19 protein-coding genes and 1 pseudogene are annotated in these 23,436 nt (G+C 44.8%); 13 read left to right on the top strand and 7 right to left on the bottom strand.

Annotated elements, in window-relative coordinates; all coding sequences use genetic code 11:
* The first annotated feature begins 24 nt into the window (after nucleotides 1-24).
* The 3 genes from AB6E78_RS12525 to AB6E78_RS12515 all read left to right on the top strand — a co-directional run bounded on the left by AB6E78_RS12525 (nucleotide 25) and on the right by AB6E78_RS12515 (nucleotide 3,169).
* Nucleotides 25-1,563 carry a murein L,D-transpeptidase gene (locus AB6E78_RS12525; protein ID WP_372110789.1) on the top strand — a complete coding sequence of 513 codons (1,539 nt, stop codon included), beginning with the start codon at nucleotides 25-27 and terminating at the stop codon, nucleotides 1,561-1,563.
* Nucleotides 1,564-1,761: 198 nt separating this feature from the next.
* Nucleotides 1,762-2,310 carry a YcbK family protein gene (locus tag AB6E78_RS12520; RefSeq protein ID WP_017060953.1) on the top strand — a complete coding sequence of 183 codons (549 nt, stop codon included), beginning with the start codon at nucleotides 1,762-1,764 and terminating at the stop codon, nucleotides 2,308-2,310.
* Nucleotides 2,311-2,515: 205 nt separating this feature from the next.
* A complete protein-coding gene (locus tag AB6E78_RS12515) occupies nucleotides 2,516-3,169 on the top strand; it encodes an MBL fold metallo-hydrolase (RefSeq protein WP_017060954.1) in 654 nt (217 codons plus the stop codon).
* A gap of 111 nt (nucleotides 3,170-3,280) precedes the next feature.
* Here AB6E78_RS12515 and AB6E78_RS12510 read toward each other — a convergent pair whose 3' ends face one another.
* On the bottom strand, nucleotides 3,281-4,081 hold the full coding sequence (locus tag AB6E78_RS12510; protein WP_372110792.1) for a DUF2982 domain-containing protein: 801 nt from the start codon (nucleotides 4,079-4,081) through the stop codon (nucleotides 3,281-3,283).
* Between the two features lie 220 nt (nucleotides 4,082-4,301).
* Here AB6E78_RS12510 and AB6E78_RS12505 point away from each other — a divergent pair, with 220 nt between their 5' ends.
* From AB6E78_RS12505 to AB6E78_RS12465, 9 genes are all read left to right on the top strand, one after another.
* Nucleotides 4,302-4,694, top strand: coding sequence for a hypothetical protein (locus AB6E78_RS12505; RefSeq protein WP_017060956.1), 393 nt, complete (start codon nucleotides 4,302-4,304; stop codon nucleotides 4,692-4,694).
* Nucleotides 4,695-5,247: 553 nt separating this feature from the next.
* Entirely contained in the window at nucleotides 5,248-6,342 is a 1,095-nt protein-coding gene (locus AB6E78_RS12500; RefSeq protein ID WP_017060957.1) for a TRAP transporter substrate-binding protein, read from the top strand.
* Nucleotides 6,343-6,539: 197 nt separating this feature from the next.
* Complete coding sequence (locus AB6E78_RS12495; protein ID WP_017060958.1) at nucleotides 6,540-7,085, top strand: TRAP transporter small permease subunit; 546 nt, start codon at nucleotides 6,540-6,542, stop codon at nucleotides 7,083-7,085.
* A gap of 9 nt (nucleotides 7,086-7,094) precedes the next feature.
* Nucleotides 7,095-8,378, top strand: coding sequence for a TRAP transporter large permease subunit (locus AB6E78_RS12490; protein WP_029235146.1), 1,284 nt, complete (start codon nucleotides 7,095-7,097; stop codon nucleotides 8,376-8,378).
* Between the two features lie 104 nt (nucleotides 8,379-8,482).
* A complete protein-coding gene (locus tag AB6E78_RS12485) occupies nucleotides 8,483-9,838 on the top strand; it encodes a cache domain-containing protein (RefSeq protein WP_017063573.1) in 1,356 nt (451 codons plus the stop codon).
* Nucleotides 9,831-10,469 (top strand): response regulator transcription factor, encoded by a 639-nt coding sequence (locus AB6E78_RS12480; RefSeq protein ID WP_017060961.1) that lies wholly within the window; start codon nucleotides 9,831-9,833, stop codon nucleotides 10,467-10,469. The genes AB6E78_RS12485 and AB6E78_RS12480 overlap by 8 nt, the downstream gene beginning before the upstream one ends.
* Before the next feature lie 169 nt (nucleotides 10,470-10,638).
* On the top strand, nucleotides 10,639-12,237 hold the full coding sequence (locus AB6E78_RS12475; protein WP_372133741.1) for a BCCT family transporter: 1,599 nt from the start codon (nucleotides 10,639-10,641) through the stop codon (nucleotides 12,235-12,237).
* A 271-nt stretch (nucleotides 12,238-12,508) separates the two neighbouring features.
* Entirely contained in the window at nucleotides 12,509-14,080 is a 1,572-nt protein-coding gene (locus AB6E78_RS12470; protein WP_017060963.1) for a BCCT family transporter, read from the top strand.
* Between the two features lie 322 nt (nucleotides 14,081-14,402).
* The gene (locus tag AB6E78_RS12465; protein ID WP_017070254.1) at nucleotides 14,403-16,286 is read left to right on the top strand and encodes a methyl-accepting chemotaxis protein; all 1,884 of its coding nucleotides are present in this window, start codon (nucleotides 14,403-14,405) and stop codon (nucleotides 16,284-16,286) included.
* A 71-nt stretch (nucleotides 16,287-16,357) separates the two neighbouring features.
* Here the strand turns inward: AB6E78_RS12465 and azu are convergent, their stop codons facing one another.
* The 4 genes from azu to trxB all read right to left on the bottom strand — a co-directional run bounded on the left by azu (nucleotide 16,358) and on the right by trxB (nucleotide 21,704).
* On the bottom strand, nucleotides 16,358-16,810 hold the full coding sequence (gene azu / locus AB6E78_RS12460; protein WP_372133743.1) for an azurin: 453 nt from the start codon (nucleotides 16,808-16,810) through the stop codon (nucleotides 16,358-16,360).
* Nucleotides 16,811-17,084: 274 nt separating this feature from the next.
* Nucleotides 17,085-18,806: a heme ABC transporter ATP-binding protein/permease CydC gene (gene cydC, locus AB6E78_RS12455; RefSeq protein WP_372051927.1), complete on the bottom strand. Its 1,722-nt coding sequence runs from the start codon at nucleotides 18,804-18,806 to the stop codon at nucleotides 17,085-17,087.
* Entirely contained in the window at nucleotides 18,799-20,583 is a 1,785-nt protein-coding gene (cydD, locus tag AB6E78_RS12450) for a heme ABC transporter permease/ATP-binding protein CydD (protein WP_372133745.1), read from the bottom strand. Before cydD ends, cydC begins: the two co-directional genes overlap by 8 nt.
* Before the next feature lie 161 nt (nucleotides 20,584-20,744).
* Nucleotides 20,745-21,704 carry a thioredoxin-disulfide reductase gene (trxB, locus tag AB6E78_RS12445; protein ID WP_012603688.1) on the bottom strand — a complete coding sequence of 320 codons (960 nt, stop codon included), beginning with the start codon at nucleotides 21,702-21,704 and terminating at the stop codon, nucleotides 20,745-20,747.
* A gap of 312 nt (nucleotides 21,705-22,016) precedes the next feature.
* Here trxB and AB6E78_RS12440 point away from each other — a divergent pair.
* A pseudogene (locus AB6E78_RS12440) lies at nucleotides 22,017-22,348 on the top strand (DUF6575 domain-containing protein).
* A 44-nt stretch (nucleotides 22,349-22,392) separates the two neighbouring features.
* On the opposite strand, the gene AB6E78_RS12435 reads toward AB6E78_RS12440, so the two are convergent.
* Together AB6E78_RS12435 and AB6E78_RS12430 are read right to left on the bottom strand one after the other, a co-directional pair.
* On the bottom strand, nucleotides 22,393-22,584 hold the full coding sequence (locus AB6E78_RS12435; protein WP_372110798.1) for a hypothetical protein: 192 nt from the start codon (nucleotides 22,582-22,584) through the stop codon (nucleotides 22,393-22,395).
* Nucleotides 22,585-22,682: 98 nt separating this feature from the next.
* On the bottom strand, nucleotides 22,683-23,198 hold the full coding sequence (locus AB6E78_RS12430) for a hypothetical protein (protein WP_372133746.1): 516 nt from the start codon (nucleotides 23,196-23,198) through the stop codon (nucleotides 22,683-22,685).
* Nucleotides 23,199-23,436: the final 238 nt, after the last annotated feature.

Genomic DNA, 23,436 nt, shown 5'->3' with positions numbered 1-23,436 from the left:
AGATGGTTGGTGATGGAGTTAAGCATGTTCGCAAAATACTTCTGTGGATTATTAGTTCTAGTTTCTGTGCACGCATGGAGCTATGCGAGTTCTGACGAGAGCCGTTTCATTCCGGCGGAATCAGAACTCTCTTTCATGCTTATATATCCAGAGCTCACACAGAGTATCTATCAAGACACTTCTCTGCCTATCCTTTGGGATTCTCCTGAGCTGGTTAAAGCGTTTGAGTTCCAATTGTCGCTTCTTGAACAAGCGCAAATGGCACCACTCTTCGAGCGACAACTCAAGCAAATCCGTCACTATCAATCCCATGCTCAATGGCAAGAGTTGGACATATTACTTACCGATACTTTTATCTACTACCTGAGCTACGTTGAAAATGCGCCGCTTGCCGGTAAAGATTGGTACTTCTCGGGCAAGTTGCATTCCAAATTACCTGCGCCTTCTCCGCATATTCTGATGAGCTTAAAAAGCAGCGTTGCCAATGATTACTTATTGGAGATGGTGTTGTCTTACGCGCCGCCTGTTGGGGATTTTGACCAATTCAAAGCAACCTATTCGGTGTTAGAAACCGCCTCTGAACTCAATATTGAACGATATAGACAGAAAGGTTTGAAGCGCTTGGGTGACGAGCTTTCAGACAAGACGGTTCTTGTTGAGCGCATTGCTTTGGTTGGTGTTGATACCTCGATGATCGCGGTCGATTTTCCCAAGTTCGATCGAGATCTGCAAAAGGCGATTAAATCTTTCCAACGCATGCACGGTCTTACGGATGATGGGATCGTCGGGCCAGATACGATCAAATGGATCAATATGGGCTTTGATGATCGACTTACTTCCCTAGCATTGAACGCCGAGCGTGCCCGCTTATGGCCAAGAAATAGAGACTCACTGATTGTGGTGAATGTACCTAGTTTTGATATGAAGTATTGGGAAGATGGGGAAGAGGTTTTTGAATCTAAAGTTGTGGTTGGGAGAAAATCGAGAAAAACACCACTCTTAGAGATAAAGCTTGATTCGGTTATCTTAAATCCGACTTGGAACGTGCCATGGAAAATCATGGTTAAAGATATCTTACCTAAAGTAAAAGCCGACGAGAGTTATCTTGAAACACACAATTTTCAAGTGATCGATGGTTGGCGTTCGATGGAAACTGTCGATACTACCGAGATAGATTGGCAAACGATTAACTTTAACTCTTTTCCTTATCGAATGCGCCAGCAAGCAGGCTCTAGTAACGCATTGGGTTTGTATAAGTTCAATACGCCCAACAAGCGAGCCATCTATCTCCATGACACCCCAAGTAAAAGCTTGTTTAACGATGACTTCCGCGCCTATAGCTCTGGTTGTATTCGTGTTGAGCATGCCGAGGAACTCGCGGAGTTGTTATTTGCGACTAAGGTAAAGAAAGTGCCGAATCAGGATGATGAACTTGCGCCCAATACTAAGGTTCGTCTCAAGAAGCGAATTCCAGTGCATATCATTTATCAAACCGTGTTGTTTGAAGAAGGAGGCATACAATACCGCGGTGATATCTACCAATATGATAAAGAGGGCGGTTGATTGAAATATGGTCAAGAAAGGTGATCTTGACTGAAAAATGACAACCAAGCTTCTATTGATAAAATTATAATGAGTATCAATAACTAACCGTGCAAAGGTTACAAATACTAACGTTTTGCACGGTTTTTGTACGTTGACGCAGCAAATTCCATTATGTATCGTGCATTTTTCGTTCGATCTAATTGGTTTTTTTGCTGTATGTCTCAAAGTTTATTTTCACGCCGTCAGTTTCTGACTTACGCTGGTGGTACTGCTGTAGTCGCCTCTCTTACTCCTTCTATCGCTTTCGCTTCATACCCGGATCAACCAAGAACGATTAGCATGAACAATCTTCACACTGGTGAACGATTAGAGACTTGTTATTTCGATGGCACTAACTATGTTGGTGACGAGATGGCACGCCTTAGCAAACTGTGCCGTGACTTCCGCCGCAATGAGATTCATCCAATGGATAAGAACCTGTTTGATCAGATCACTCAGATTCAAAATGTACTGGGTATTCAAAAAGAAGTTCAAATCATCTCTGGCTACCGCTCTCCAGCAACCAACGAAGCGTTGCGCTCTAAGTCGAGTGGTGTCGCTAAAAAGAGCTATCACATGCTTGGTAAAGCGATCGATTTTCGTATCGATGGTGTTGATTTAAAGGAACTGAGAGACGTAGCTAAAAGTCTGCAAGCAGGTGGTGTTGGTTATTACGCTCGTAGTAACTTCATCCACATTGATACTGGTCCAGTTCGCAGCTGGTAGAGCTAAGCTGAGTTATTGAGTGATACGGTAGGCACTTGTCAAAGTAGACATCCAATGTCATAGTTTGCCCAAATTTCAGTTTGTTCTAATAATTCGGTTTATTGCTGCTCAGTTTGTTGCTGTTTAGTTTGTTATTGTTGGGTTTGTTGCCAATAACATAGCGATATTCGAGTTGTTCACCAGATTCGCTCTTTAAGGTTTGTATATGTCTCTTAAGTATCAAGTTGTACCTGTTACCTCTTTTTCTCAGAACTGCTCGATTGTGTGGTGTGATGAAACCATGGAAGGCATCGTTGTCGATCCGGGCGGTGATGTTCAACAACTCGCGGCTATCATTGAAGAACTCGGTGTTAAGGTTGTGAACTTGGTACTGACGCACGGTCACTTAGATCATGTTGGCGGTACGGTACCACTTGCTGAGATCTTGAAGGTTGAAATTGTGGGCCCGCATAAGGCAGACAACTTCTGGCTACAAGGTCTAGAGAATCAAAGTCAGATGTTTGGTTTCCCACTGTGTAAAGCTTTTGAACCAAACACTTGGTTAGAAGAGGGCGACAAAGTCACTTTTGGTAATCAAGTGATTGATGTGATTCACACGCCGGGCCACACGCCAGGTCACGTTGTACTGTTCAGTGAGCAAGCTCGTTTAGCGTTTGTGGGTGATGTGTTGTTTAACGGCGCAATTGGCCGTACTGACTTCCCACAAGGTGACTTCAATACGCTTATCGCTTCAATCAAGACTAAGCTTTGGCCACTAGGCAGTGACGTAACATTCGTTCCGGGCCATGGTCCTGAATCGACATTCGGTCGCGAGCGTGCATCAAACCCGTTCGTCGCAGATGAAATGCCTCTGTACTAATTAAATCTTTGATTTTCCAAACGATTATTTGTGTCGATTGATTGAAAATGAAGCTTAGCTTTTGTCCTGAAAGCTAAGCTTTTTTATTGTGTGTGAACTTACTGGTAAACCTTAATCAGAAAGACGTTCAGCGGCAGCCAAGTAGCGTCGAGCCAGCCCCACAAACTCTTCTCCACTCATATTCAAATCATGGGTTGATATGAAAATGTCATAACCGTGGAAGCCCCTTTGATATTTCATTCTGTTGGCAAGCATCGCCTGCAATCCAGAATAGTTTTTAATCACCGCGTTTGGACTGTTTGTCTCATTCGGTGAATCAAGGTTGTCCTGTGATTGGTTATCGTTGAAATTTACGTTGTCGGTATTCTGCGACTCTTTGTATTGGCTTAGTTCGACACAGCCACTTTCAGTACAACGCGCATGGTAATGCGATGAGTCGAGAACCATATCCTCAAAGTTGGACTCTTTGCCTGCTTGTTTGGCTCCTAAGTACAAAAGTGCTCGTTGGCTGAGCAATAATTCACAAGTTATTTTAGGGCAAATCGAATCGAGGTAGAGCGAGTAATCTTTTACTTTAATTCCGACCCAGGGCAGAGGTTGATGCCAACCATCTTGTTCATAAGTGCAAAGACCAATTTTTTGGATGTTACTCCATTTTAAAACCCAACCCCCTTTGTAAAAGTGCTGCTGAAAATGAGTCGGGGTAAGTGTGAACATCACTCGGCTGCGCAGCATCAAATAGTAGCCAGTTCCCAGAAGCGCAATACTGCAAAAAGCACCCACGATCAGTAACTTTGGATTGTCACTGTAGAGCGAAACGATCAAGCAAATGAAGCCTAAAATAATGGCGAGGATACGGTACGAGCGAGTGAATGAAGGCAAAGAGAAATTACTAAGGTGACGAGTGTCCATAGGTAACACCAAGTTTTCATATTTTTGTCTGGATGGATAACCAGTGTATATGACCCTGAATTGATAAGTCGATGTTTAAATAATAGACGCTAGTAGACAATATCGGTATTTTTCGTCGACTTTCGACGCTTCACTCTACAAATAGCTCCTGTTTTTTGGTATAAATCGCGCTTCAAATTTTCACCACTGCGAAAAGAGCAGTGAACTGGAGAAATATTCAATGAGACTTGCTCATAAGCGTAAGGTGCAGGCTAAACTGCAGAAACGCACTAAAGCGGCTGTAGTTAAAGCAGTGGCAACGCCGAAAAAAGCGAAGCCTGTCGCAGAGAAAGTTGTAGCAGAAAAAACTGTAGCAGCAAAACCAGCGGTAGAGAAAGCAGTAGCAGCAACTAAAGAAGTTGCAGTAGCACTGACTCCTAAGCAACAACAAGTTCTAGACATCGTTGTTAGCAATGCTGAAGGCATTAACCCTAAAGGTATCGGCCTAGAAGCTGGTCAAGAAGACGCGAAAGCAGCTTCATGGGCAACAGGCGCATTGAAAAAACTTCTTGAAGAAAACCTAGTAGCGAAAGAGCAGCTAGCAGGTAACAAGGTTATCTACAAAGCTATCTAATCCTGTGGGATTACATTCGCTTCGTTAAGTTTTTAAGCCTCGATTTTCGAGGCTTTTTTGTATCTGACACATTATGCCAAGTCCGAGCCCAAATCCAAGCCTAAACCTAGGCTCTATAATCTCAATTCCAATTCGATATACGGCTTAACTGATTAGTGTTGTCTCGTGTCAGAGCTTCGAATCAGCAAGCACTAAATTAGGGCGTTAGCTAGGTAGATCAAGAGAGCAAAGCCTTGATTTTTTCCCCTAAAATACAGCAATGAATAGAGCTTCATCACGAAATGGCAATCAATTGTTAAGAGTATTTAATTATTAATACTTAGGTATTTATCAATACGCATTGCCTTGGTGAATATCCAAACTCCTTTGAAATCGACACTATTCAATCATCTCCTACGTAGTTCTACTTAATCCTTTGGTCTAATACGTAACTTTGTTAACGCCATGCGTGCGTGCTCTCCCTGATATCTTGTTGCCTCATCACGGTGCACTCTTATGTTGAATCATAAAAAATGCTCATAGAAAGAGTGTTAACCCAACAAAGGACGTGAACATGAGTCTCATTTCTAACTCCCTCACACGAGTTTTTAAAAACGTTGCAGTAACTGCTGCGGCTTGTTTAGCTTTGGTCGCTACTGGTGCTACAGCCGCTGATAAGGTTTACCGTTTAAAACTTGCGGAAACTTGGGGACCAAACTTCCCAGTTTTCGGTGATGCAACCAAAAACATGGCGGCGATGGCTGAGAAGATGTCGAATGGTCGACTGCAAATCAGAATCGATTCAGCAAACAAACACAAAGCACCTCTTGGCGTTTTTGACATGGTTAAGTCTGGTCAATACGACATGGGTCACTCAGGCTCTTACTACTGGAAAGGTAAAGTTCCAAACACTCTTTACTTCACTTCTATGCCTTTCGGTATGACGCCAGCAGAACAATACGCGTGGTTCTATCACGGTGGTGGTATGGAGTTAATGGAGCAGGTTTACTCTCCACATAACTTGATGTCTTTCCCTGGTGGTAACACGGATATCCAGATGGGGGGTTGGTTTCAAAAAGAGATCAACAGCGTTGAAGATCTACAAGGTCTGAAAATGCGAATCCCGGGCTTTGCAGGCGAGATTCTTGCTGAGCTAGGTGCTAAACCGACGAACATTGCCCCAGGTGAACTTTACACGTCTCTAGAGCGTCGCACGATTGATGCACTAGAGTGGGTAGGTCCATCGCTGGATTTACGAATGGGCTTCCACAAAATCGCGCCTTACTACTACACAGGTTGGCACGAGCCGGGTTCAGAGCTTCAATTCCTAGTGAACAAGCGTACATGGAACAAGCTGCCTGAAGACCTACAAGAAATCTTACGTGTTGCAATGCGCACTGCGGCTTACGACATGTACACACAAGCAACGCACGAAAGTGGTAAGAACTGGGTTTCAATGAAGACAGAATACCCTGATGTACAAGTGAAAGATTTCCCACCAGAGGTTATGTCTGCTCTGAAAGAAGCGAACGATCGCCTACTGGCTGCACATGCTGAGAAAGATGAGCTAGCAAAAGAGATTCAAGCTTCACAAGCAAGCTACCTAGAGCAAGTACGTTCATGGACGGATATTTCCCACAGAGCTTACCTAAATAGCCAAGCGAAATAATCGACAGTTGTTGAACTGAATCTAAATGAACCCGAAGCTTTTCTTATTGAGTATTTAAGAGTGAATAAGCCGAGGGTTCATTTAAAACATAATAACTAAGCAGGATAAATCCTGTATTACGCTCAAGAACCTTTTCTACGTCCTACAGCTCGTTACCTCAGCTGCGCGATGTCTTTTCAAATTCCATGGAGTCGGGAATGCGAAGTCTAATTTATATTGAACGCCTGTTTAATCGTATCGGTGACGCACTGGGATGGCTTTCCAGTATGTTGTTTATTTTACTTATCGCCAACGTCGTGTATGACGTTGTCATGAGATATGCCTTCAACGATGTCTCTATCGCCTTCCAAGAGATGGAATGGCACCTTTTCTCCGCCGTTTTCCTACTCGGTGTTCCTTATGCCATCAAGGCTGGTGGCCATGTTCGAGTTGACGTGTTCTATGAGCAACTGAGCTTTAAAGCACAAGCGATTATTGACCTGCTTGGCACGCTTATCTTTCTACTTCCGTTTTGCCTGCTGGTGGCTTGGTTTGGTATCGATGTTGCCAAAGAGAGTTATGAACTGGGTGAAACCTCAGGCGATCCCGGTGGCCTGCCGTATCGCTGGATCATCAAAGCTATGATCCCGCTGTCATTCTTTTTGATGGCACTCAGTGGCGTAGGTTTGATCCTGCATTCACTGAATAAGATTTTTAATCCGCATCTTATCCATGCAAACAATATTCATACAAAAAACAAGTAGAGGCTGAACATGATTGGAATAGTAATGTTTTTCGTAGCCTTGTTTGCGCTTTTACTTGGCTTCCCAGTGGCGTTTACCTTTGGTGGTATCGCGTTAATCTTTGGTGTTTGGGCTGAGGGCATTGAAATGTTTGCCTTCATGCCATATCGAATTCAATCCATTATGGAAAACACGGTTCTGATGGCCGTTCCATTGTTTGTTTTTATGGGGCTCGTTCTACAAAAGACCAAGCTTGCTGAGCAGTTGCTTGAGTCTATGGGGCGACTGTTTGGCGGCGTTCGTGGTGGTATCGCGATTTCAACCGTATTAGTAGGTTCACTACTTGCGGCTTCTACTGGCGTGGTTGGTGCTTCTGTTGTTGCTATGGGACTTATCTCCCTACCTGTAATGCTCAAGTACAATTACGACAAAGGCTTAGCCTGCGGCACTATTTGTGCGTCTGGTACGCTAGGGCAGATCATTCCACCCTCCATCGTATTGATTCTATTGGGTGATGTTCTAGGTGTTCCTGTAGGCGACTTGTTCCAAGCGGCGATTTGGCCGGGCGTGATGCTGGTCGGCGCGTACATCGTTTATATCTTGATATACGCAAAGCTACACCCTGAAGCGGCTCAACCTATTGAACGTGATGACTCCATCAGCCGTAAGCAGGAAGTGTTTAATGCACTGAAAGCGATTCTTCCGCCTCTAGCGTTAATCATTGTTGTACTGGGCTCTATCTTCGCAGGTGTTGCTACGCCAACAGAGTCAGCCGCATTAGGTGGCGCGGGTGCGATGATACTTGCACTGCTTTACGGTCAATTTAGTTGGTCGATGGTGTACGAGGCGTCGAAAGAGACGGTGAAAGTAACGGCGATGGTATTTGCTATCTTGTTGGGTGCAACGGCATTCTCAATGGCGTTTACCTACACTGGTGGCGACTATCTGGTTGAAGAGTGGATGCTACAACTGCCAGGTGAAAAATGGGGCTTCCTGATCATTACCATGCTGGTGATTCTGATTCTGGGTTTCTTCATCGACTTCGTAGAGATCTGTTTCATCATCGTGCCGATCATTGCGCCAGTTGCTGAACTGATGGGCATCAACATGACATGGTTCGCTATCCTTATTGCGATGAACCTACAAACTTCCTTCTTAACGCCGCCATTTGGTTTTAGTTTGTTCTATTTAAAAGGCGTAGCACCGAAAGGCGTGACGACTAAGGACATCTACCGAGGTGTGATGCCGTTCATTCTGATTCAAATCCTCGTACTTGGATCACTTCTCGCTTTCCCATCTTTCTATGGAATGTGAGTGAAGCCAAGAATGTGAATGATATGTTTCGACGGCTATCTATAAATTGCTAAAGTAAAACGGCTTATTGATGTTCAGTAAGCCGTTTTTTGTGAGGGAAAGGAATGCCTCTAAAAGCCAAGCTGATTTTGCTGACGTTGCTCCCGTTGCTGCTGGTAACGGCGAGTATTAGTTGGATCTCGCTGCACCAGACTAAGACGTTAGGCGCTAAAGAAGTCGAGATCTTTAGAGACAGCCTAATCAAGTCGCGTGAAAACGCCCTCAAAGACACGGTTGATCTCGCGTTCGACGCCATAGAACACGTCTATAACGATCCAAATATCCAAGAAGCCCAAGCCAAAAAAAAAGTTCGAACCATATTGTCTAAACTTAGATATGGCTCTGATGGGTACTTCTTCGCATACGATCGCCTCGGGACCAACTTGGTTCATCCAATTCAGCCAGAATTGATAGGCCAAAACCTACTCCAACTGCAAGATGAAGATGGCGATTTTCTGATAGAGGCTCTGTTAAGAGAAGCGCAAACCGGAGGCGGGTTTCACCAGTATTTGTGGCAAAAACCGTCGACGGGTGAGGTGGTGTCTAAGCTGAGCTACGCCGCTTGGTTAGAGCGTTGGGACTGGATGATTGGCACCGGCTTGTATATTGAAGACGTACACCAAGAAGTGGCTTCGATGCAGGCTGCGATAAATAAGAATATTGAAACCACGTTCTTTTCGATTGTGGTGATTTTGAGCGTAACGGTCGCGGTCATCATCGTGCTGACCTTGGCTATTAACATGCATGAACATCGGATTGCTGATAACAACTTAAAGGAGCTGGCGCATAAGACGGTGATGTTCCAAGAAGACGAGAAGAAGCATCTAGCGCGTGAGTTGCATGATGGTATTAACCAATTATTAGTGTCGAGTCGTTGCCATTTGGAACTGCTCGGTAATAAGCTACAAAATGAAGACCTTAAAGCACATTTGAATAAGTCGCAGCATTCACTGATGCGAGCGATCGAAGAAGTGAGGCACATCTCGCATCAACTTCGTCCAAGTTCATTGGATGACATAGGCTTAGAAGCGGCATTGTCTTCATTACTGTTAGATTTTCAGGCGCACTCGGGCATAGAAGTCGAGACCATGTTTGCTACTCAACCTGGTAAGTTAAAATCAGAGGCGGCGACGACCCTATATCGAGTCGTGCAAGAGTCGCTGAATAATATAGAAAAACATGCACAAGCGACCAAAGTAACGGTTATCGCTCAGCAAATTGGTAATGTGTTGCAACTACTGATTCAAGATAACGGTGTCGGTTTCAACACCTATAAAGCGATGGAAAAACGAGGGATCGGGCTGCGTAACATGAGAGAGCGAGTGGAGTTCATCGGTGGTGACTTTGAATTGATGAGTGAGATTGGCCTCGGAACGGAAATTACAGTGTTACTGACACTAGAGGGATTAATGAATGAGTGAAGTTATTCGAGTTGTGATTGCTGATGATCACCAAGTGGTACTGGATGGCTTTATGGCGAGATTGGAACTCGAGCCAGATATTAGCGTGATAGGTACGGCCAGCAATGGACTAGAAGCGGTAGAGGTCGTTAAGTCTCTGCGCCCTGATGTGGTGTTGATGGATATCAGCATGCCTATCATGAATGGCATTGATGCCACCCATCTGATTAAAGAAGAAGACCCAGAAGCCAAGGTCCTGATGCTGACCATGCATAACAACCGTGAATACATCATGAAGGTGATGCAGTCGGGTGCTGTCGGTTACATGTTGAAAGAGATTTCGGCTGAAAAAATGGTACAGGCAATCAAAACGGTCAATCAAGGATCGACCTATTTCTGTGAAAAAGTCACGCAGAATTTGTTTACTCAGCCGATTACTCCCACGCCATCTGTCAAGAATCCATTGAGCAGACGTGAAGAGGCTGTGCTGAAATTAGTCGCAAAAGGGGAGAGCAGTAAAGAGGTCGCAAAGGCGCTGAATATCAGCTATCGAACGGTAGAAACCCATAGGCAAAATATTAAGCATAAGCTCGATATTCACTCTACGGCAGAGCTTGCTAAATATGCGGTCAGCTCCGGGCTTGTGGACTGATCTTACGCTAAATAACGTTAAATGTGTAATTTAATTACTAAATGTGTAATTTACGCCTCCTTTATGGAGGTTTTTTTAGTATTTTTGCGACAGGTTGATATTCTTCTTTTCGAAATTTAAGCGCCGAATGCAATGTTGCAAACTGTGCGCTGCAAATTAGAGAGGAAGCATGGAGCCTGTAAAAGATAGGTATAGTATTGAAAATACCGATTATACAGTAGGACAAGATAACGTTCAGAAATGGGGTTTTGATGTTCATAACCCAGTATTTGGAATCAGTGCAGGGGCGATCATTATCTTCCTGTTGGCACTTCTAGTCGCAGACCCTGAAACCGCAAAAGCGGCGCTTGATGGAATCAAATGGAAAGTCATTGGTAACTTCGATGGTTTCTTCATGTGGGCAGCAAACATCTTCGTAATTTTCTGTTTTGCCCTCATTGTCTCCCCGTATGGCAAGATACGTATTGGTGGCAATGATGCCAAAGCAGAGCACTCAAACCTATCTTGGATGTCGATGTTATTCGCCGCAGGAATGGGTATTGGCTTAATGTTCTGGGGTGTTGCTGAGCCAGTAGCTTATTTCACTGGCTGGTATGAAACACCACTAGGTGTTGAAGCTTACTCTCCTGAAGCGGCGAAGTTGGCTCTTGGTGCAACCATCTACAACTGGGGTCTGCACGGTTGGGCGATTTACGCGGTTGTTGCTCTAGCGATTGCCTTCTTCACCTTCAATAAAGGTTTACCTCTATCAATCCGCTCTATTTTCTACCCTATCTTGGGTGATAGAACTTGGGGTTGGTTTGGTCATATTGTTGATATCGTCGCTGTGCTTGCAACGCTATTTGGCCTTGCAACTTCATTGGGCTTAGGTGCTCAACAAGCGACCAGTGGTATTAACCATGTATTTGGTACCGATGGCGGTATTGGCATGCAGCTGATTGTTATCGCAGTGGTTACTTTCTTAGCGACAATGTCCGTGGTTCGTGGCATCAACGGTGGTGTAAAGCTTCTGAGTAATGTGAACATGCTGGTTGCTTTGGGCTTACTTATCTTCGTTACCATCGCTGGTGGCATGGCGGGTATTAAAGCAATCCCAACCGCGCTAATGGGCTACATTGAAAACTTCATTCCCTTAAGCAATCCTCACGGTCGTGATGACGAAACGTGGATGCAAGGTTGGACGGTATTCTACTGGGCGTGGTGGATGTCTTGGTCACCATTCGTAGGCATGTTCATCGCTCGTATCTCTAAAGGTCGAACGATTCGTGAATTCATCGTTGCTGTATTGTTCATCCCAACGACAGTAATCATCATCTGGATGGCTATTTTCGGTGGCATCGCGATTGATCAAGTGGCGAACAAGGTGGGCGAGATTGGTGTGAATGGTCTGCAAGATATTACACTTTCTCTTTTCCATACTTACGATGCTCTGCCAATGAGCTCTGTGCTTTCAGTGGTATCGATTGGTTTGATTATGGTGTTCTTTATCACCTCTTCTGATTCAGGCTCATTGGTTATCGATAGCATTACCTCTGGCGGTAAAGTGGATGCACCGGTTCCACAACGTGTATTTTGGGCGTTGATGGGCGGCGCGATTGCAGCGGTTCTACTATGGGTTGGTGGTACGGAATCTATTCAAGCACTGCAAGCTGGAACGGTATCGATGGCGCTACCATTTGCCTTCATATTATTGCTTATGTGCCTAAGCTTATTGCTAGGTTTACGAACTGAAAATCAATTGGTTAAGCACCAAAATGCTTTGAGTTAAAAGTATTTTTGATAAAAAGGTCGACAGGGTCGACCTTTTTTTCGTCATAAACTTGAGTAATTACGTGAATATTGTTTGAAATTCCATCGAACCGATTCTAGTTTACTGAAAACAACAAGTTAACCTGCTAAACTTCAGACATCCAAGTATTTGAATTATTGTGACAACAGCTTGTACTACTTGGATCGTAGGTTCGAGTTTGTAATTAAGTCGCAGGTAAGTAAGGAATACGAGGTCAATAGACCCTAATAGAATTCCGTAGAGAGGGATGATGACTAAAGGTATAGATAAATACAGTATCGACAGTACGGATTACACTGTCGGTCAAGATAACGTCCAAAAATGGGGTTTTGATGTTCATAACCCAGTATTTGGTATTAGTGCGGGACTTATCGCTTTGTTCCTGATCGGTGTTCTTATTACAGATACCGCTTCAGCAAAGGCTGCGCTAGATGGCGTTAAAGGCCAGATTATCAATTCGTTTGATTGGCTTTTCATCTGGTCGGGTAATATTTTCGTAATTTTCTGCTTAGGTTTGATTGTTTCTCCGTACGGCAAAATCCGCCTTGGTGGTGTTGATGCGACGGCAGATTACTCATTCTTCTCTTGGCTATCGATGCTGTTTGCCGCAGGTATGGGTATCGGCTTGATGTTCTGGAGTGTGGCAGAGCCAGCGGCTTACTTCACGGGTTGGTTTGAAACTCCGTTAGGTGTTGAACCAAACACACCAGAAGCTGCAAAACTGGCATTGGGCGCAACCATGTATCACTGGGGTCTACACCCTTGGGCGATTTATGGCGTAGTAGCACTGTCACTTGCGTTTTTCTCTTACAACAAGGGATTGCCTCTTTCTATCCGTTCTATCTTTTACCCAATTTTAGGTGATAGAGCTTGGGGCTGGGCAGGTCACATTGTTGATATTCTTGCTGTACTTGCAACGCTATTTGGTCTGGCGACATCGTTAGGTCTTGGTGCACAACAAGCGGCAAGTGGTATTCAGCATGTATTCGGCATTGAAGCGGGCTTAGGTCTGCAAGTTATTGTGATTACAGCGGTGACTTTATTGGCGGTAGTATCAGTACTTCGTGGTATTGATGGTGGCGTTAAAGTTATCAGTAACATCAACATGTTGGTGGCTTTCCTACTGCTTATCTTAGTGGCTCTAATCGGCTACGCGGTGACTTTAGGTTCTATCCCAACGACATTGATGGCATACATTGAAAACATCATTCCGTTGAGTAACCCTCACGGTCGTGAAGATGAAACGTGGATGCACGGTTGGACTGTATTCTACTGGGCTTGGTGGATCTCATGGTCTCCATTCGTAGGTATGTTTATCGCACGTGTTTCTAAAGGTCGTACCGTTCGTGAGTTCATCACAGCAGTACTGATTGTACCGACTACAGTGACTATCATTTGGATGTCAGTATTCGGTGGCATGGCGATTGACCAAATCGTGAATAACGTTGGTATTCTTGGTCAAGACGGCCTAACAGATGTATCACTAGCAATGTTCCAAATGTTTGATGCACTGCCGTTCGGGACTCTGCTTTCAATCATTGCGGTTGTATTGGTTCTAGTATTCTTCATTACATCGTCTGACTCAGGCTCTCTAGTAATCGACAGCATCACCGCGGGTGGTAAAGTTGATACGCCTGTGCCTCAACGTGTGTTCTGGGCGTTCCTTGAAGGTGCGATTGCTGTGGCTCTATTGTGGGTTGGTGGTACTGAAGCAGTACAAGCTCTACAAGCGGGTGCAATCTCGACGGCATTACCATTTACCATCATTCTATTACTGATGTGTGTGAGCTTGCTAATGGGTATGCGTACAGAAAAGCGCTAGGCTTTTAAGCTGAAATCTACTGCAATTTATACGCAGTAGAGTGGTAAATAATATGAAGGCAGAAGAGGAAACTCTTCTGCCTTTTTTGTTTCTTCTTTACCGTGTTTTCTTGTCTCTTTTTAACATGTGAAGTGCGATAAAAATACTAATAACCGTAGAGATAATGACGCCTTAAATTTGGCGACAAGCCAAGGAATTGACATTAGGTAAGCTTATGGTTTGCTTAAAATTATATTCCGATATTAAATTATAAAATTGCTCGAATTTAATACTGATATTGGGTAGTATGCGCGGGATTTCCCACCACTCGTGAAACTTTGACATGAAACTAACACTAAAGCAGAAGTTGATAGGTGCTAGCCTATCTGCTGTTGTCGTTATGGCTACAGCGTTGACTTGGTTATCAGCAAACCAATTATTTGAACAGACTCGTAATGGCGTATACCTACGAGCTGAAAGCGTATCTGAAGCAGCATCTGAAGGTATTAAAAACTGGATTGATATCCGTACTGATATCGCATCAGCATTTAATGACTTTTCACGAGAGGATGATGTTGTTCCTTTCCTTAGACAAGCTCGTGTAGCGGGTGGCTTTGACGATATCTTTTTAGGTACTCCAGAAGGTGGAATGTACCGTTCACATCCTGAACGTAATCGTGCAGATTACGATCCTCGTCAACGTCCTTGGTACCAAGAAGCAAACGCTGCAGGTAAGCAAATCATTACTACGGCTTACCAAGATGCAATCACCAAAGCACTTCTAGTAACGATCGCAGAACCTGTTCGCCACAACGGCCAACTTGTTGGTGTTGTTGGTGCAGACGTACTGATCGACCAGTTGGTTAACGATGTAATCAGCCTTGATGTTGGTGACAACGCTTACGCAATGCTAATTGATGCCTCTGACGGCACATTCCTAGCACACCCAGATTCAGCACTAAGCTTGAAGCCGGTAAGCCAGCTTTCAAACGATATCTCTATGCCTATCATCGAAAACGCAGTGCGTACGGGTAGCATCGAGATCATCAAAGAGCGCGGCGCAGACAAGCTGCTTTACTTCACGAAGGTGCCTAACACTAACTGGATCTTCGCGGTTCAGATGGACAAAGCAACAGAAGAAGCGAACCACTCAACGCTACTTACTCAGCTGATCATCACTGCTGTCGTTATTACGCTCATCGTAATCGTACTCGTGTCTTGGTTAGTAAGCTTCCTATTCCGCGACCTAAACCGCGTTTCAGCAGCACTTGAAGAAATTGCTTCAGGTGAGGGCGATCTTACTCAACGCCTTGAGCCTAAGAGCGACGACGAAATTGGTCAGCTTGCAGCAAACTTCAACCGCTTTGTGGGTAACATGCACACCATGGTGATCAAGCTAAGCGAAGTATCTGCTGCGCTAGGCAACCAAGCACGTCAAACGGCTTCTCAAGCTGAAGAACGTAGTGCTCGTATCCAAATGCAACAAGACGAGATCAACATGGTAGCAACAGCCGTTAACGAAATGGCTGCAGCAACACAAGAGATCGCAGGTAACGCAGACCACACTGCACAGAACTCATCTGAAGCGGTTGGCGCGTGTGAGCACGGTACTGGTCAAGTGACACAGACTCAAAGCTCTATCCAAAACCTTGCTCAAGAAGTTCAAATCGCAACTAACGTGATTCTCGAGCTTGAAGAGCACGGCAACAGCATCAACGCTATCTTGTCTAACATTCAAGGTATTGCAGAACAAACGAACCTACTTGCACTTAACGCCGCTATTGAAGCAGCACGTGCCGGTGAGCAAGGTCGTGGTTTCGCAGTAGTAGCGGATGAAGTTCGAGTTCTGAGCCAACGTACACACGGTTCAACGCAAGAAATTCAACAAACGATTGAGTTGCTGCAAGGTACAACAGGCAAAGCGGTTAACATCATGAACGATAGCCGTACACTTGCTGAAACCAGTGTTGATGACGCGAACTCAGCGGCTGCAAGCCTAACGCAAATCCATGCTGCTGTTGAACGCATCAGTGACATGGCAACACAGATTGCTTCTGCTGCAGAAGAGCAAGCGTCAGTAACGTCTGAGATTACTCGCAACACTGAAGGAATCCGTGACGTATCTAACGAGCTAGCAGACGAAGCACACCAAGCTGCAGAGCAAGCTGCGCAGCTTTCTGAACTGTCTCACGAGCTAGAAAGCGAAATCAGCCGCTTCAAGCTGTAATCGAAGCCAATATAACAAAGCCCCGACTTAGGTTGGGGCTTTGATGTATCTGTACAATCTAGACTAACGAGTTATTTAAACTCAAACTTGCCATTCATGATTGCCCAGTGGCCCGGGAATGAACATAGGAAAGAGTAATCGCCACCGGCTGTCATTTTCTCTGTGCTGAAAGTGATTGAGGTTGACTCGCCACCACCGATAACACGAGTGAAGGCGTAAACGCGGCTGTCGTCAGGTTTTACGTAGTTATTGTCGATACCTGCCGACATACCATCGATACCTACTGCTTGTAGCGACGCAGTGTCTGTTATAACGATGTTGTGACCCATTGATTGGGCTGGCATAGAACCAGTATGGTTTAGCGTCAGCTTCACTTCTTTACAGCTCGCTGGAACGCTTAATGTGTCAGTTGAAAATTTCATTTGATCACTAGCATCAATCGATACTTCACATTCCGAGCTCGCTTGAGCGGTAAAGCTAGCACCTACAAGCGCTATCGTTGTTGCGATTAATCGTAAAGACATACACTGTTCTCCATTATTTTAGGGGGAGGTTATTCCATGAGATTGATCAATACGTATTATCCTAGAAAGATGATCATAGTAATGTGCTACGACTTGAATTGTGTGCAACTCGTTGCTTTGTAAATGGTAAGTTTTTGTAGGAAAGGGCAAAACTAATCAGCGCATGAACAACCGTTTAGGGGGGAATGGTTGCTCGAGACTAGAATCGCAGACAACAAAAAGCCCGAGCATAAACTCGGGCCTTGAATAGTTTTCTTTATAGCTTAAGGGGAAGCTAGATTGCCTGACGAAGTTGGAAATAACGTCCTTCTTCGTTTAACAGCTTCTCGTGAGAGCCGTTTTCAACAATCTCGCCTTGTTCAATCAGAACGATAGAATCCATCGATTCCAGACCAATCAAACGGTGTGTAATGAAGATAACCGTCTTGCCTTCGAAGTGCTTCTCGAACAGCGTCATGATGCTTTGCTCTGTTTGCTTATCTAAGCCTTCTGTTGGCTCATCAAGAAGCAGGATAGGGGCATCATGAAGGATTGCACGTGCAATACCAATACGGCGCTTCTCACCACCAGAAAGTTGACGACCACCATCACCTAACCAGCTATCAAGCGCGTTATTCTCAAGCAGCTTTTCTAGGCCAACGTCTTTTAAGATATTCGCTAAGTGATCATCGGTTGCTTCTGGTCTTGCAATCAACAAGTTGTCACGCAAAGTACCATTTAGAATGTCGACACGTTGGCTTACCACACTGATTGATTCACGAAGCTGTGATTCATTCCACTGAGTCAGTTCAATGCCCGCAATTGAGATGTAACCCTTCTTAGGATCCCAGTAGCGAGTCAGAAGCTGAATCAGAGTCGATTTACCAGAACCTGTTTGACCCACAATCGCTACTTTGTTCGTTGCCGGAATCGTTAGGTCGACAGCGTTCAGAACACTGCGCTCAGAGTCAGGGTAGTTGAACGTCACGTTTGAGAACGTAATATCAAGCGGCTTGTTGATGTCGAGTTTCTCTTCAGCGAACTGAACTTCAGGTTCTGACAGAATCACTTCATTCAAGCGACGTGCAGAAGACAGAGTCTGACCTAAATGCTGGAACGCGCCTGCGATTGGCATCAATAGCTCAAAACTTGCCATGGTTGCGAACGCCATTAGCGCGATGAACGGGTCTGGAGCATTACCGCCCACGCCATCTGCCGCAAGCCAAAGCATAAGAACCAGCGTCAAACCGTTGAACAGCATTAGCGCAGCTGAAGCCATACCGGTTAGGTTAGCATTCACAAACTGATTCGCCATCAGCTTTCGTTGCGTTTCTAGAATCGCATTACGGTAACGCTCTTCAGCACCGAACAGAGTTAGCTCGCTGTAGCCTTCAATCCAATCTAGCGTTGTCACACGAAGATCCGCTTTGTTCTGTGTCAGCTCACCACCGTTACGTTTACCCAATTTGTAGAACAAGATTGGCCAAACCAACAGCATGATCAGAAGGATAGAACCTAAGATTAAACCTAGTGAGCTATCGAACCACATTAAGAACAGAGTCAGGAAGAAAATCCCGAACACACCCACCGTCACAGGGCTTACTAAGCGCAAGTACACGTGATCCATCGCGTCGACATCAGCAACCAAGCGGTTCAGAAGATCAGCATCACGAAGGTTTGAAATACGACCTGGGATCAGCGGAGCCAGCTTCTTGAAGAAGAAGATACGCAGATCAGTTAACAATTTGAATGTTGCATTGTGGCTGACAACACGTTCACCCCAACGACCCGCAGTACGGCTCATTGCCAAACCACGTACACCACCACCCGGTAGCATGTAGTTGAAGGTTTCACGTGCAATCGTAAGGCCTGCAACCGCAGAAGCTGAAATGAACCAGCCTGATAGCGTTAACAAGCCAATAGAAGCCGACAGAGTAGCAAAAGCCAATAGCATGCCTAGCGATAGGCCAAACCAATGCTTTTTATAGAGTTTCAGGTAAGGCAGTAAATCACGCATCTAAATTACCCTTATTATCTTGTTGAGCTAAGTTCGCGTTAAGCATCTCTTCGAATAAACCACCCGCAGTCGAAAGCTGAGAGTAATGACCTTGTTCAACAAGACCACCATCGCGCATAACCAGAATGTTATCGACCGATTGAAGCGGGGCAAGTTGGTGCGTCACAAGTAAGGCAGTGCGGCTTTCGATGTTGCTATTGATGCCTTTCATTACCAACTGTTCGCTACGAGTATCTAGGCTGGCAGTGGGTTCATCGAGCAACCAGAACTGACCGTCTTGAATCATTGCGCGAGCTAGAGCCAAACGCTGAGATTGACCAACAGATAAGCCGCCAGAACGATCAGAAATCATGTAATCCAAGCCGTGCTCATTTACGAATTCGTTAGCAAAAGACTGCTCAAGTGCATTCTCGACAACTTGGTCAGTGATATCGTGCTTACCTAGAGTGACGTTGTCATGAATTGTGCCGTGCAGTAGTAACGGGTTTTGACCAACCCAGCTAATGGTTTTACGCCAAGAGGCCAAGTCTAGGTCACGCAGTTCAATGCCATTGATTTTCAAGCTTCCTTCATAAGGCATGAAACCAAGAATAGCGTTGATCAAACTTGTTTTACCTGCACCACTTGGGCCAACTAACGCAGTCGATTGGCGAGTGTTAAGCGCGAACGAGATAGGACCAACCAGTTGAACACCTTCAGGGCTCAATACTTTCAGATCTTGAGCTTCAATATTGATGCCTTGAGCCGGGTCTAACTGAGTGTCGCCTGATTTAACTTTAGTGATGTCTGTTTCTAGGAACTCGACAATACTTTCCGCTGCGCCAACCGCTTGTTGTTTCGCATGGTAGAAAGTACCTAAATCACGCAGAGGTTGGTAAAACTCTGGCGCCAAGATAAGGATAAACAAACCTGCGAATAGCGTAATGCCAACGCCGTAGTGGCCGAAGTTAAGCTCGCCGATGTAAGTGAAACCAAAGTAAACCGCCGTCATCGCAATCGAGATAGACGTGAAGAACTCAAGTACTGCAGACGACAAGAAAGCGATCTTCAACACATCCATGGTGCGCGTTCTGAACACCTCAGATGCACCTTTCAATACTTCTGTTTCAGCGTTTGTGCGGTCAAATAGACGGATGGTTGTCATTGACTGCAAACGGTCGTAAAAGTGACCAGAAAGACGTTGCAGTGCTTTGAAGTTTTTACGGTTTGCATCGGCTGCTTTCATACCCACAAGTGCCATGAACATCGGCACCAGTGGAGCAGTAATCAAGAAGATCAGTCCTGCTGCCCAGTTTACTGGGAACACCACAACCAAAATAATGAATGGAATCATTACCGACAAAGACATCTGAGGTAAGTAACGAGAGAAGAAGTCTTGCATGTCTTCGACTTGTTCTAGCAACAGGGTTGCCCACGTACCCGCAGGTTTGCCTTTGATATAAGCAGGGCCCAACTCACGTAACTTATCAAGGATCAGTTGCCTGATGTAGACACGGATCTGTTCACCACAGCGATAACCTGCGATCTCACGTCCCCATGTACAGCCAGCACGGCCAACGACCGATAATGCCAAGCCTGCGAAATGACCAACCAGTTCAGATTTATCGACATTTTCGATGATCAGCTGGTGAAGAATAGAGGCGAGAAGAGCTGCTTGAGCAATTAAGAACACGCTTGAAAGTACGCCAAGGCTAATCGCAATCATAAGCCAGCGTTTCGCTAACTTACTCTGTTGCTTAAGCCACTTGTTCAAGCTGCGTTGTTTTTTCTTATCCATTATGAAGGCTTAATGATAATTATTATTTGTTGAGGGCGGGTAGTATACAAAAGAAAGCCCAGTGGATATACCGCTGGGCTCTAGGGATTTACAACAAATTGTGATGATGCCCTGCATCTACTGAGGTGAGAGCTCAGATAACCAAATCTGCAATCTCAGATTTACTTATCGTTAAGACCATCTAGGAAGCGTTCAGCATCCAATGCAGCCATACAACCTGTGCCTGCAGAAGTAATTGCTTGGCGGTAGTTGTGGTCCATTACATCACCTGCAGCGAACACGCCTGGGATGCTGGTTTGTGTCGCGTTACCTTCAAGACCTGACTGAACGATGATGTAGTCATCTTTCATATCCACTTGGCCCTTGAAGATTTCAGTGTTTGGTTGGTGACCGATAGCAATGAATGCGCCCATTACTTCGATGTCTTCTGTCTTATCAGACTGAGTATCTTTAATACGAACGCCCGTTACGCCCATGTCGTCGCCCAGAACTTCGTCTAGCGTGCGATCAGTGTGAAGAACAATGTTGCCGTTCTCTACTTTGTCCATTAAGCGCTTCACTAGAATCTTTTCAGCGCGGAACGTGTCACGACGGTGAACTAGATGAACTTCAGACGCGATGTTAGACAGGTAAAGTGCTTCTTCAACAGCCGTGTTACCACCACCAACTACCGCCACTTTCTGGTTGCGGTAGAAGAAACCATCACACGTTGCACAAGCAGAAACGCCACGGCCTTTAAATGCTTCTTCAGAATCTAAACCTAAGTACTTAGCCGATGCACCCGTAGAGATGATCAATGCATCGCACGTGTACTCGCCTGAATCGCCTTTAAGACGGAAAGGGCGGTTAGATAGGTCGACTTCGTTAATGTGGTCGAACAGGATCTCTGTTTCAAAGCGCTCTGCGTGCTCTTTCATGCGATCCATTAGAGCTGGGCCCGTTAAACCTTCAGGATCACCCGGCCAGTTTTCCACTTCTGTCGTGGTTGTAAGCTGACCACCTTGCTGCATACCCGTAACAAGTACTGGGTTTAGGTTTGCACGAGCAGCGTAAACTGCAGCTGTATAGCCAGCAGGGCCAGAACCAAGAATCAATAAATTACAGTGCTTTACGTCGCTCATGAGGACTCCGAAATTGAATTTGTTTTAATTTATAATCGCTTAGGATTGTATGGAAAATATGGAGGCAATAAAAGGTTAAACAAGGGTTGAAGTGTAATTAATCGTTATAGTTTAGAACTTAATGGAGACAAACGTTTTCGTGGCTGGAAGATCGCCTAAACCACCGTCTTCCTCGAGGATTCTTATTGCCGCCTTTTTGATTTCTAACGGCCATGTCAAAATACGCCAAAATAACTGTATATAAAAACAGTATTTAATTATAAGATTGCACGCACGTTTGATAGGCAACGTTAGAAAGATGAGGAACGAGCAATGAACTTACTCCCAACAGGCACACAGCTAGGTAAATTGGAATTACTGGAAGTGTATCAAGACGTCTTAGGGCCGAAATGCTTCACGGTTAAGAATGAAAACACCCAAAGGTTTATGGTGTATTGGAGTGGGGATTACGACAACGGCCAGTGCATTAAGTGGGCTTTCATGATGCGTTCCACCGTTCAGACAAGCTTTACTTAGCGACTATCTATACAAACGAAGTAGGGAAGCCCGCAAAAGTCGAACTGCTGACAGCTATGAACAAGCACTTGGTAAACCTACCGCCCGTTGATTTTGAAATCGACCTTGAAGAAGCTTGTATGTTTTAGTTTGTACAAGGGGAGTTAAGGTCTCTTCAATTCACATAATTGTTTTAATCAGCTTTCGATTCTGGGGTTCTTTTGATCATGTTGTGGCCTGCTTTTAACACATGGGCGAGAACCACACCCATAAGGATGTTAAAGAGTAGTTTTGGTATCGATTCTGTACCAACGCTTAATAGGCAGGTAACTGCTGTTGAACCTAACAAGAGCCCGATTAGCTCACTATTACTGAATAGTCTCATTCTTTTCCCTGCCTCATTTTCATTAGTGGTAAGCCTAAACTATCTCGTCAGTGCTATGTTTCTGATAGCACAACCTTAACGGTAGCTTCCTAAGTGTTCTAAAGAAAATCGTCATCCATAGAAGTGCTTGAAAAAGAATCGTCAAAATCTATAGAAGAGCTTGAGAAAGGATCATCAAAACCCGTAGAGCTGGTTGAGCTACCTAAACTTGAAAAACTATCTTGTAATGTATCGGTCAAATCGGTACCAAATGGGTTACCAGCTGAATCAATCCCTCCCATCATAGTTAAGCCCGTAGCAGGGTTAATGATTGGAGAATCCTGATCTGAGAATGAATTAGAACTGTCATATAGCGAGTCATCATCCGCCAGTAGGTCTAAGGTAGCGGCTGTAGCTATGGCCGTGGCTGCTGTGCTATTGGCTGTTTTCGTACCTGCGCTGTTAATTCCCGAAGTATTTTTTTGCCGTGTATTTTCTTTTGTTGAGGACTGGATCCCTAATATAAACAGCCCTACAAAGAAAACAGGACTTACTACTGGGAGAATGTAAGCAGGCCCCAATAAAATACCTGAGGTAAACCCCAAAAGTACGCTCACCGCAATGACCTTCTCCATCGAATATTTCCTTATTTAGTTTTACTATTAATTAATAACTATAGCTAGGGCAAAGTGCCCCCACTTCTCGTTACAAAGAAAACGGGGTATATGTAACTTAAATAATAAGTGGTTACTCATTGTTAATGATATGCAACATTAAAACTCGGAGCAACCGCCTTTCATTTACACATAGCTCATTTTTGTCGAGTAGACGACACTTGTTACCAAGTGCCGCCCCTCTAAGAACTGTACGTGC

Origin of the sequence: Vibrio sp. 10N.247.310.98 (genome assembly GCF_041467395.1) — a bacterium.
GTDB lineage: Bacteria > Pseudomonadota > Gammaproteobacteria > Enterobacterales > Vibrionaceae > Vibrio > Vibrio crassostreae_C.
This window is presented reverse-complemented; position numbering and strand designations above follow the sequence as displayed.

Bases quoted from the DNA above. Each gene is read 5' to 3' on its own strand.
- AB6E78_RS12525 (WP_372110789.1), top strand. From the start codon at position 25: ATGTTCGCAAAATACTTCTGTGGATTATTAGTTCTAGTTTCTGTGCAC.
- AB6E78_RS12520 (WP_017060953.1), top strand. From the start codon at position 1,762: ATGTCTCAAAGTTTATTTTCACGCCGTCAGTTTCTGACTTACGCTGGT.
- AB6E78_RS12515 (WP_017060954.1), top strand. From the start codon at position 2,516: ATGTCTCTTAAGTATCAAGTTGTACCTGTTACCTCTTTTTCTCAGAAC.
- AB6E78_RS12510 (WP_372110792.1), bottom strand. From the start codon at position 4,081: ATGGACACTCGTCACCTTAGTAATTTCTCTTTGCCTTCATTCACTCGC.
- AB6E78_RS12505 (WP_017060956.1), top strand. From the start codon at position 4,302: ATGAGACTTGCTCATAAGCGTAAGGTGCAGGCTAAACTGCAGAAACGC.
- AB6E78_RS12500 (WP_017060957.1), top strand. From the start codon at position 5,248: ATGAGTCTCATTTCTAACTCCCTCACACGAGTTTTTAAAAACGTTGCA.
- AB6E78_RS12495 (WP_017060958.1), top strand. From the start codon at position 6,540: ATGCGAAGTCTAATTTATATTGAACGCCTGTTTAATCGTATCGGTGAC.
- AB6E78_RS12490 (WP_029235146.1), top strand. From the start codon at position 7,095: ATGATTGGAATAGTAATGTTTTTCGTAGCCTTGTTTGCGCTTTTACTT.
- AB6E78_RS12485 (WP_017063573.1), top strand. From the start codon at position 8,483: ATGCCTCTAAAAGCCAAGCTGATTTTGCTGACGTTGCTCCCGTTGCTG.
- AB6E78_RS12480 (WP_017060961.1), top strand. From the start codon at position 9,831: ATGAGTGAAGTTATTCGAGTTGTGATTGCTGATGATCACCAAGTGGTA.
- AB6E78_RS12475 (WP_372133741.1), top strand. From the start codon at position 10,639: ATGGAGCCTGTAAAAGATAGGTATAGTATTGAAAATACCGATTATACA.
- AB6E78_RS12470 (WP_017060963.1), top strand. From the start codon at position 12,509: ATGACTAAAGGTATAGATAAATACAGTATCGACAGTACGGATTACACT.
- AB6E78_RS12465 (WP_017070254.1), top strand. From the start codon at position 14,403: ATGAAACTAACACTAAAGCAGAAGTTGATAGGTGCTAGCCTATCTGCT.
- azu (WP_372133743.1), bottom strand. From the start codon at position 16,810: ATGTCTTTACGATTAATCGCAACAACGATAGCGCTTGTAGGTGCTAGC.
- cydC (WP_372051927.1), bottom strand. From the start codon at position 18,806: ATGCGTGATTTACTGCCTTACCTGAAACTCTATAAAAAGCATTGGTTT.
- cydD (WP_372133745.1), bottom strand. From the start codon at position 20,583: ATGGATAAGAAAAAACAACGCAGCTTGAACAAGTGGCTTAAGCAACAG.
- trxB (WP_012603688.1), bottom strand. From the start codon at position 21,704: ATGAGCGACGTAAAGCACTGTAATTTATTGATTCTTGGTTCTGGCCCT.
- AB6E78_RS12435 (WP_372110798.1), bottom strand. From the start codon at position 22,584: ATGAGACTATTCAGTAATAGTGAGCTAATCGGGCTCTTGTTAGGTTCA.
- AB6E78_RS12430 (WP_372133746.1), bottom strand. From the start codon at position 23,198: ATGGAGAAGGTCATTGCGGTGAGCGTACTTTTGGGGTTTACCTCAGGT.